Source organism: Streptomyces sp. NPDC014801 (assembly GCF_043082085.1).
In the GTDB taxonomy this organism is placed as follows: Bacteria; Actinomycetota; Actinomycetes; order Streptomycetales; family Streptomycetaceae; genus Streptomyces.
In genome coordinates this window covers 224,045-232,963 of the sequence record NZ_JBIBXG010000016.1, presented here as the reverse complement: position 1 = coordinate 232,963, position 8,919 = coordinate 224,045, and the positions used below count along the sequence as shown (strand labels likewise).

At 71.6% G+C, this 8,919-nt stretch carries 8 protein-coding genes and 1 pseudogene; 4 read left to right on the top strand and 5 right to left on the bottom strand.

Features of this window, described 5'->3' with window-relative positions; all coding sequences use genetic code 11:
- Window positions 1-392 precede the first annotated feature (392 nt).
- The 5 genes from ACF1AL_RS34680 to ACF1AL_RS34660 form a co-directional block, all read right to left on the bottom strand.
- Window positions 393-740, bottom strand: coding sequence for a hypothetical protein (locus ACF1AL_RS34680; protein WP_391777781.1), 348 nt, complete (start codon window positions 738-740; stop codon window positions 393-395).
- 174 nt (window positions 741-914) lie between these two features.
- Window positions 915-1,745, bottom strand: coding sequence for an SDR family NAD(P)-dependent oxidoreductase (locus ACF1AL_RS34675; protein WP_391698809.1), 831 nt, complete (start codon window positions 1,743-1,745; stop codon window positions 915-917).
- 192 nt (window positions 1,746-1,937) lie between these two features.
- Window positions 1,938-4,130, bottom strand: coding sequence for a catalase/peroxidase HPI (gene katG, locus ACF1AL_RS34670; protein ID WP_391777782.1), 2,193 nt, complete (start codon window positions 4,128-4,130; stop codon window positions 1,938-1,940).
- Window positions 4,131-4,533: 403 nt separating this feature from the next.
- Window positions 4,534-4,986, bottom strand: a complete 453-nt coding sequence (locus tag ACF1AL_RS34665; protein ID WP_391777783.1) for a DUF2690 domain-containing protein — start codon at window positions 4,984-4,986, stop codon at window positions 4,534-4,536.
- A 47-nt stretch (window positions 4,987-5,033) separates the two neighbouring features.
- Window positions 5,034-5,426 carry a peptidoglycan-binding protein gene (locus ACF1AL_RS34660; RefSeq protein WP_391777784.1) on the bottom strand — a complete coding sequence of 131 codons (393 nt, stop codon included), beginning with the start codon at window positions 5,424-5,426 and terminating at the stop codon, window positions 5,034-5,036.
- A 322-nt stretch (window positions 5,427-5,748) separates the two neighbouring features.
- Between ACF1AL_RS34660 and ACF1AL_RS34655 the strand changes: the two genes are divergently transcribed.
- From ACF1AL_RS34655 to ACF1AL_RS34640, 4 genes and pseudogenes are all read left to right on the top strand, one after another.
- On the top strand, window positions 5,749-6,648 hold the full coding sequence (locus tag ACF1AL_RS34655; protein WP_391777785.1) for a helix-turn-helix domain-containing protein: 900 nt from the start codon (window positions 5,749-5,751) through the stop codon (window positions 6,646-6,648).
- Window positions 6,649-6,721: 73 nt separating this feature from the next.
- Window positions 6,722-6,937: a hypothetical protein gene (locus ACF1AL_RS34650; protein ID WP_384204961.1), complete on the top strand. Its 216-nt coding sequence runs from the start codon at window positions 6,722-6,724 to the stop codon at window positions 6,935-6,937.
- Window positions 6,938-7,144: 207 nt separating this feature from the next.
- Window positions 7,145-7,727, top strand: a pseudogene (locus tag ACF1AL_RS34645) (RDD family protein); the annotation flags it as partial.
- 101 nt (window positions 7,728-7,828) lie between these two features.
- On the top strand, window positions 7,829-8,902 hold the full coding sequence (locus tag ACF1AL_RS34640) for a hypothetical protein (protein WP_391777786.1): 1,074 nt from the start codon (window positions 7,829-7,831) through the stop codon (window positions 8,900-8,902).
- Window positions 8,903-8,919: the final 17 nt, after the last annotated feature.

Genomic DNA, 8,919 nt, shown 5'->3' with positions numbered 1-8,919 from the left:
GGAGGCGTTGGCGGGCAGGATCTCGACGACGGTGTCGGTGCGCTCCGCGGCGATGAACTGGATCCGCCCGGCGGGGACGTCGAGGACGGCGGAGACCGGGGCGGGGGTGTCGAAGGTGTGCATCATGCTCTCCCTGAGGCTTGTGACTTGTCGTTGCCGAACAATGGAAAAGCTACGTTGCATTCCATGGGTGGGCAACGACCTTGTGACCCCAAAAAGGCATTGCTGCAGGCCGGATGACGTATTTCGTTGCAGTGGTCTCGCGTTTAACGCAACGTCGGCAAGCTCGATCGTTGCAACGGCTGAGGGTGAACGCTACGTGGAGCCGGACGCACGGGGATGGCGCCGGAGAACCCGGCGCCATCCCGAGGTGCGTCGTGCGTGCCGCCGGCTCAGCTGGGCCAGTAGATCCAGCTGGAACAGCCGACGTGGTCCTCGCAGACGCGGAACTGCTTGATCTGCGAGGAGTAGGTGGCCCAGGGGCCCCAGTCGCCGTGGGCGCCGTTGCCGTCCCACTGGGAGACGTGCGCCCCGTTGGCGAGGTAGGCGTCCGCGTAGACGCCGTTGCCGTCCGACTCGCCGTCGTAGGCACGCATGGAGTACTGCGTGGCCTGGGCGCGGTCGGAACCGTGGGTGGCGGTGGTCGTCGCCGACGCCGACGTGGCCGTGGCCACGGCCAGCAGCGCGGCGCCGCCGAGGACCGTCGTGCTCCTCAGCACCATTGTCCATGACAGCTTCATGGTTCCCCCTGCTGCTTGATCACGGAGTGCTTGCGGTCGGGCACCAGGCTAGGAGGGCTTGCTTTGCTCCCGCCATTCCGATTCCGCCAACTCTGCGGCTTCGCAGCCGTATTGGGGGTATATCGGCCATCCGGTGCGCTGTACCCGACCGGGACGGCTCTCGCCTGCGGGTACTCAGCCGGCGGCGTCGGGAGCCTCCGCGGTGCGTGCACTGATGTGGTGGTCGAAGCCCATGGTCCCCGGGTCGAGTGCGGTCGTGCCGCCGTCGACGGTGAGGACCGCGCCGTTGACGTAGGAAGCGGCGGGGGACAGCAGCCAGTCGATCGTCTGCGCCACCTCGCGCGGCTCGCCCGGCCGCCCCATCGGCAGGAAGGAGGTCGCTTCCCGGTAGCCGGCCTCGACACCGCCGGGCAGGCCGGCCTCCTCGGCGAAGCGCGCCATGCGCCGGTCGGCCATCTCGGTCCGTACCCAGCCCGGGCACACGATGTTGGCGCGGATGCCGCGGCGGCCGTAGTCGACGGCGACGGAGCGGCAGAGCTGGAGCAGCGCCGCCTTGGAGGTGGCGTAGGGCGCGTTGCTCGTGCCGTTGCGCAGGGCGGAGACCGAGGCGACCGCGACCACCGCCCCGCGGGACTCCAGCAGCCGCGGAAGGGCCGCGCGCAGCAGCAACAGCGGGCCGGTGACGTTGGTGCGCATCACCTCGTCCCAGTCCTGCAGCGTGAGGTCCCCGACGGAACCCCCGCGCCCGATGCCCGCGTTGAGCACGACCCCGTCGAGCCGTCCGTACGCGGTGACGGCTGCCTGCACCAGGTCTTCGGCTGCCGCCGGTTCGCCGACGTCGGAGGGGAACGCCAGCGCACCGGTCTCCTTCGCCAGGCGCCGCAGCGGCTCGGGCCGGCGTCCGGAGACGACCACCTTGTGGCCCTGCTCGCGCAGCAGCCGGGCCGTCGCCTCACCGATGCCCGTCCCGCCGCCGGTCACCACGACCACCCGCTCGTCCGCCACCGCAGCCGCCCCCTCGCACCGAGATCATCGACGTGACGGTCCGACTCTAGATCCGCCGGCCGGCGGCGCCGACGACTTCCGGCCGCAGTGCTCGCGTCGCCGGAGCCGACGACGGTGCCAGGTTTTCCGCTGGTCGCGGGTGTTGCGCCGGCTGTCCCGGCCGGCCGGTGCGGGCCGGCCGGGACGTGCGGCTCAGGCGAGATCGAACCGGTCGAGGTTCATCACCTTGTTCCAGGCGGCCACGAAGTCACGGACGAACTTCTCGCCCCCGTCCTGGGCGGCGTAGACCTCCGAGATGGCCCGGAGCTGGGCGTGCGCGCCGAAGACGAGGTCGACCGCGGTGGCGGTCCACTTGAGCTCGCCCGTGGCCCGGTCCCGGCCCTCGTACACGTTCTCGTCCGTGGCCGACGTCTTCCACTCCGTGCCCATGTCGAGCACGTTGACGAAGAAGTCGTTGGTCAGGACGCCGGGCCGGTCGGTGAAGACGCCGTGTGCGCAGCCCTGGTAGCCCGTGTTCAACGCCCGCATGCCGCCGATCAGCACCGTCATCTCGGGGGCCGTCAGCGTCAGCATGTTGGCGCGGTCCAGCATCAGGGTCTCCGGCGACAGCTTCTCGCCCGTCGGGAGGTAGTTGCGGAACGCGTCCGCCTTGGGTTCCAGCACCGCGAACGACTCGGTGTCGGTCTGCTCCTGCGAGGCGTCCGTGCGCCCCGGCGCGAAGGGAACCGTGACGGCGTACCCGGCGTCCTTCGCGGCCTGCTCGACGGCGGCGCACCCGCCGAGGACGATCAGGTCGGCGAGGGAGATCCGCGTCCCGCCGGTCTGCGAGCCGTTGAACTCCTGCTGGATCCCCTCCAGCGTCCGCAGCGTCTCGGTCACCTCGGGGACGGCGTTGAGCTCCCAGTCCTTCTGCGGCGCGAGCCGGATGCGTGCCCCGTTCGCGCCGCCGCGCTTGTCGGTGCCGCGGAAGCTCGCCGCCGATGCCCACGCGGTGGTGACGAGCTGCGCGGGGGGAAGGCCGGAGGCGAGGACCCTGGCCTTCAGGTCGGCGATGTCCGCCTCCCCGACCAGTTCGTGGTCCACGTCCGGGACCGGGTCCTGCCACAGCTGCGGCTCCGGGATCCACGGGCCGAGGTAGCGCGAGACGGGACCCATGTCGCGGTGCAGCAGCTTGTACCACGCCTTGGCGAACGCCACCGCCAGCTCGTCCGGGTGCTCGTGGAACCGCTTCGTGATCGGCCCGTAGATCGGGTCCACCTTCAGCGCGAGGTCCGTCGTCAGCATCATGGGCGCGTGCCGCTTCGACGGATCATGGGCGTCGGGCACGGTGGTCCGGGCCGCGGGATCCGTGGGGGTCCACTGGTGGGCGCCGGCGGGGCTGCGGGTCAGTTCCCACTCGTACCCGTACAGGTTGTCCAGGTAGCCGTTGTCCCACTTGGTCGGCTCGTTGGTCCAGGCGCCCTCCAGCCCGCTGGTGAGCGCGTGCGGGCCCTTGCCGCTGCCGTAGGTGTTCCGCCAGCCGAGGCCCTGCTGCTCGATGGGGGCGGCCTCGGGCTCCGGGCCGATGTAGCTGGGATCGACCGCGCCGTGGCACTTGCCGAAGGTGTGGCCGCCGACGATGAGCGCGACCGTCTCCTCGTCGTTCATCGCCATGCGCCCGAACGTCTCGCGAATGTCCCGGGCCGCGGCCATCGGATCGGGGTTGCCGTTCGGCCCCTCAGGATTGACGTAGATCAGGCCCATCTGTACGGCGGCGAAGGGGCCGGTGAGTTCCCGGTCGCCGCTGTAGCGCTCGTCGCCGAGCCAGGTGTCCTCCGGCCCCCAGAAGATTTCCTCGGGCTCCCAGATGTCCTGCCGTCCGAAACCGAACCCGAACGTCTTGAATCCCATGGATTCCATGGCGCAGTTTCCGGCGAACACCAGGAGATCGGCCCAGGAGATTTTGCGGCCGTACTTCTGCTTGACCGGCCAGAGCAGCCGGCGGGCCTTGTCCAGGCTCGCGTTGTCCGGCCAGCTGTTGAGGGGAGCGAAACGCTGGGCGCCGCTGCCGCCGCCGCCCCGGCCGTCGGCGATACGGTACGTTCCCGCCGCGTGCCAGCTCATCCGGATGAAGAGCGGCCCGTAGTGGCCGTAGTCGGCGGGCCACCAGTCCTGGGACGTCGTCATCACCTCGAAGACGTCACGCTTCAGCGCTTCGACATCGAGGGTCGCGAACTCCTTCGCGTAGTCGAAGTCCTCGTCCATCGGATCGGCGTGGGGCGAGTGCTGGTGAAGAACCTGAAGGTCCAGCTGGTTCGGCCACCAGTCCCGGTTCGTCCTGGGCCGTCGGGTCGGCGTGGGCGTCGGGGAAGGGATTGCGGGGTTCTCGCTTTCGCTGCCGGACATGCCCGTCCTTCTTCCTGTCTCGATGTTCCTTCTGCTGATCGCTGCTCGTGACGTCATTCTTTTGGCCGGTATCGAGCACGTCGACCGCACACTCGGCGCGGCATGACGCCCACCGGCGGAATGTGCGCCGTGCCGCGTCCGTATGGTCGCGCACCGCTGACCACACCGCCATGAAACACGCAGAGCACCCCCGCATGGCAGAGGCGGGAAGAAAAGGAATGGGCCGCGCTGAACCGCCCGGCTATTCACCGGGGAGAAATGGTGGCGGCAGACCGGAAGGCACCATCGCAGGCGGCCGGAAAAGAAGAGACCAGGTGGCCGAACGGCCCCGGAAGATCACCCGGGGGGTCGACGGCAGCGGGGTGGCGGTCCCGGGACCGCCACCCCGCTGCCGCGCGACCGGTCAGTAGCGGCCGGTGGTGTACATGTCCGACCGGTAGCCGTTGGACAGCGAGGCGGAGCCCTGCGCGTAGGACTCGACGCCCGCGTCGTTCAGCATGTTCGTGTAGCACGAGTACGCGCCCAGGGAGGAGCTGTACGACAGGGTGTCGCAGTGGTCCCACTCCCAGTCCGACGTACGGGTGACGGAGGCGTCGCCGTAGGGCCCCGTGGACGTGACCCGGGCCCAGACGGTCCGGCACCCGGTGCTGTAGCGCAGTTCGATCGTGCCCACACGGGTGCTGCCGACGTAGACGGCGGTCGACCTCGCCGTCGTGGCCGTGTTCGCGCAGCCGGAGGAGATCGGGTCCTGGTAGTCGTAGGCGGCGGCGTTCGCGCTGCCGGTGAGCCCGACGACCAGGGCTGCGGAAGCGGCGCCCACGGAGAGGATCTTGGCGGCGGTGGAGGACATTCTCATGAGCGGGTTCTCCTGTGTCGGTGGTGGGGGAGGAAGACGGGGTGCGGTCAGTCCGTGGTGCGGGAGACCAGGGACTCCCAGGTGCGCGGGCCGACCACGCCGTCGGCGTCCAGTCCGCTCTGGCTCTGGAAGCGGCGCACGTACTTCTCGGTGACCGGCCCCCACTGGCCGTCGACGAAGGCGCCGTTGTTCCAGTCGGCCGGGTCGATGCCGATCGTCGAGGCGATGTCGAACTGGATCTCCTTCACGCACGTGCCCGACGACCCGTACGAGAAGTTCTTCGCCGGGATGAGCCACCCGTTCGGCGAGTAGCGCGACCCGACGGCGCCGATGCAGGGGCTCAGGTACTCCCCGGCCTGCGCAGGGGTGGCGGTGAGCAGGGTGCCGGCGGCGACCAGCGCCACGGTGAGGGCGCTGAGGCCTTTGACGGTACGGGACATGGACGGGCTCCTCGGAGGGGGACGGCTCGGCGTTGCCCGGCCATCGTGGCCCGGCCCGGCGCGTCCCAGGAGCGTCAGAGATGTCCCGGAGACGGCCGCCGGAAGTCCGCTCCCGTGATCCGGCGGCGACCGGAGGGCTCCGGGGACCGTCCCTGGGACGTCCCGGAGACGCCCGGGACGTCCCAGGCCCTGGTGAGGGGCACTGCGCCCGCTACATGACACGCCGTCCGAGGAAGGTGAGGGGACGCCCTCCGGCTCGCTTAGGATGCGCCACGGCGAGCAGGAGGCTGCCGCGCGCAGGGGGATACGGGGGGTTCGTCACGTGGCGGAACAGGCAAGAGCCGAGGACGCGAGAGAACGGCTGACCGAGGAGCTGAGACGCCTCAAGGCGGCGTCGCGCCTCAGCTTCGAGCGACTGGCCGACCGCACCCACTACAGCCGCTCCTCCTGGGAACGCTTCCTCAACGGCAAGCAGCTGCCCACCAGGGCCGCCGTCGAGCAACTCGCCGCCGTCGCGGGGGAGGACGCGGCCCCGCTGCTCGCGCTGTTGGACGGTGCCACCGCCACCGAGAGCCCCGCGGTCCCCGCCCCGCCCACCGACGGCACGCCGGTCGCGGTGAGGGCCGCCGAGGCCGGGCCGGAGCCGATGACGACCCCGTCCGAGGCGGCGCGGGGTGTCACGGACGGCCGGCGGCGCGGGTTCGCGGTCGCCGGATACATCGCCGCCGGAGCCCTGATGGGTTCCCTGGCGACCGGTCTCCTCTTCACGATCTCCCTGCCCGAGGCCGGGCCCGGCGCCGCCACCACGACCGAGCAGGCGGCACCCGGCGACGGCGTGGGGACCGCGTCGGCGGCCGAGAAGGTCACCGCGGGCTGCCGGAGCGACACCTGCATCGGGCGCGACCCCCAGGCGATGGACTGCCAGTGGGACGCCGTCACGGCCCGCCAGACGTGGCTGCGCGGCATGCACATCGAGCTCCGCTACAGCGCGGCCTGCCAGTCGGTGTGGGGGCGCATCGAGAACGGCGCGGTCGGCGACACCGTCACGATCAAGGACCGGACCGAGCTGGAGCAGACGGCGACGATCCGCATCGACCAGGACACGTACACCAAGATGCTCGCCGTGTCCGCCGAGACGCCGGCCGAGACGGTGACGGTCTGCGGCGCGATCCCCAGCCAGAAGCAGATGGAGTGCTCACCGGACGGCGCCGTCCAGCCCTGAGCCCGGGCGCGGCGGGGCCTCTGCCGGCGCAGTCCACCGTGCGTGCCGCGCACGTCGGCGGAAGGCTGGGGGCATGACGACTGCGCGGCCCATCGTGATCTACCCGCCCGCTGCCGACGGCGGCCGGCGGGTGCGGGTGAACGACCGGTTCGTGGGCATGGCGTACGGGGTGCTGGACATCGTCGAGTTCCTGCGCCTGGCGGGCATGGACGACGTGGACGACGTGTGGGTACGGCAGTCGGATCTGATCGAGTGGCGCTCGGGCGGTCCCGGCGTCTGGGCTCACTGACCGGCGTCCGGACTCGCCTTCGGCCGGCGCACCCTGCCGGGGAGCGCCGGGGGACTGGACACCAAGTTGATCTCGGGGCGACCATGACATGCGCAAGGCGGCGCCATGCGGGGGCCCACCGCTTGTCGGCGCAGGTTCACTGCCCGGGCCGTCACGTCCCCGACATCCGACGGAAGGGCCGATCGCCGTGAGTTCTGGCGTCCCGTACCACCCCTACGCCCGCAGCAGCCTCCGGGACAGCCCGCCGACGGTCACCCGCACCAGGCTCCGCAAGGCGTGCCGCAGCAGTACGGGCAGCCGCCGCGGTACGGCTCCCCACAGCAGCCGTACGGCGGCCACCCGGCGGCGCCCGGTGTGCCGGGCCTCGGCATGCCGCAACTCGCGCACTGGGGCCGACGCGTCGGCGCCTACCTGCTGGACGTCGTGATCACCGTGAGCCCGATGTACGTCCTCGGGCCTGGTCGACCTCACCACCGGCGACAACCCGGACGAGCCCGGCGTCCTCTTCGTCTGCGGTGTTGTCCTCGCCCTCGGCATGGGCCTGTTCCAGATCTACAAGGAGGGCACGACCGGCCAGTCCTTCGGCAAGAAGGTGCTCGGCATCAGCGTGCAGCGGGAGGCCGACGGCCGACACCTCGGCTTCGGCATGGCGCTCGTCCGGAAGATCGCTCACGGCCTGGACTCCCTGGCGTGCCAGGTCGGATGGCTGTGGCCGTTGTGGGACGAGAAGAACCAGACCTTCGCCGACAAGGTGTGCGGCACCGTCGTCGTCGAGGTGCCGCGGGGCTGACGCCGCCCCCTCGCCGCCCGTCCCGGATCCGGCCCGGTCCCGCCGCCGTACCCCCGTATGGTGGACGCGTTCACGTCCCGTCTCTCGCGCCGGAGGACTCAGTGACCGCCGCTCGTCTCCTCGCCACCGTCGCCGCCCCGCTGGACCCGGGGTCCGCGGACGCCCCCGAGGTCCTGGCCCGGGCCGGGCGCCGGCTGATCGTGCAGCGCGCCGACGCCGCACTCGCCGTGCTCGACCCGGACTCGGGCGACACGGTGTCCTTCCCCGCCCCCTGGCCGCGTGGCTTCGGCACCGTGACGGTCTCCCCGGACGGCGGCACGGCCGTGTTCGCCGGTGTGCACGCGGTGCGCTGCGTGGACGCCTCCGGTGCCACCCTGTGGGAGCTGCGGCACGGCTGCTGGGGCGGTGAATGCCCCGAGCTGCACCGCGAGTTCGCCGACTACGCCGACGACGAGGACGAGCACGGGTGTCCCGACAGCGGGTCCACCGCGTTCTCCACCGACGGCAAGCTGGTCTGGGCGCATGTGCGCGGCCCGCTCGCCGGCGACGGCGAGGACGCGGAGGACGACGAGCTGTGGGTCGTCCTGGACGCCGCCGACGGCCGGGTACTGGGCCGCGCGTCCACCGGGACGGTCGCCTCGGGTTCCTTCCACACGCCGCACCCCGATCCGGCGCAGATGGGGCTGAGCGTCGGCGAGGGCGAGGAGGGCTCCCCGGCGCTGTGGGGCCGCTGGGACGGACGCCGGCTGACCGTTGCGAAGATCGACGACGAGACCGTCCTGCTGGACGTCAGCCCGTCGGGCCGGCACCTGCTCGCCACCGACGTACAGCAGGACGCGCTCTACCTCCACGCGACCGGGGACGGCGCGATCCTGCGCGACCTGGACGCGGACGGCACCGTGCCCGGACACGCCGGCGGGGGACGGGTGTACTGGGACATGGCGGCCGCCTTCGTCGACGAGGACACCGTCGTCGCCGGCACCTCGGGCAGCGACGCGGGACACGGCCCGGCCCGCCACTGGCTGGTGGACACCGCCGGCATGACCCTGCGCGGCGAGATCTCCTACCCGCAGCCGGTCGCCGGACCGGCCCGGCCGGCGGGCGACGGCAGCTGGTACACGGTCTCCGAGGACCGCGCCTTCCTCCACCTCTGGAACCTGACGGACGAGGGCTGACGCGGCGCGGCCCGCCG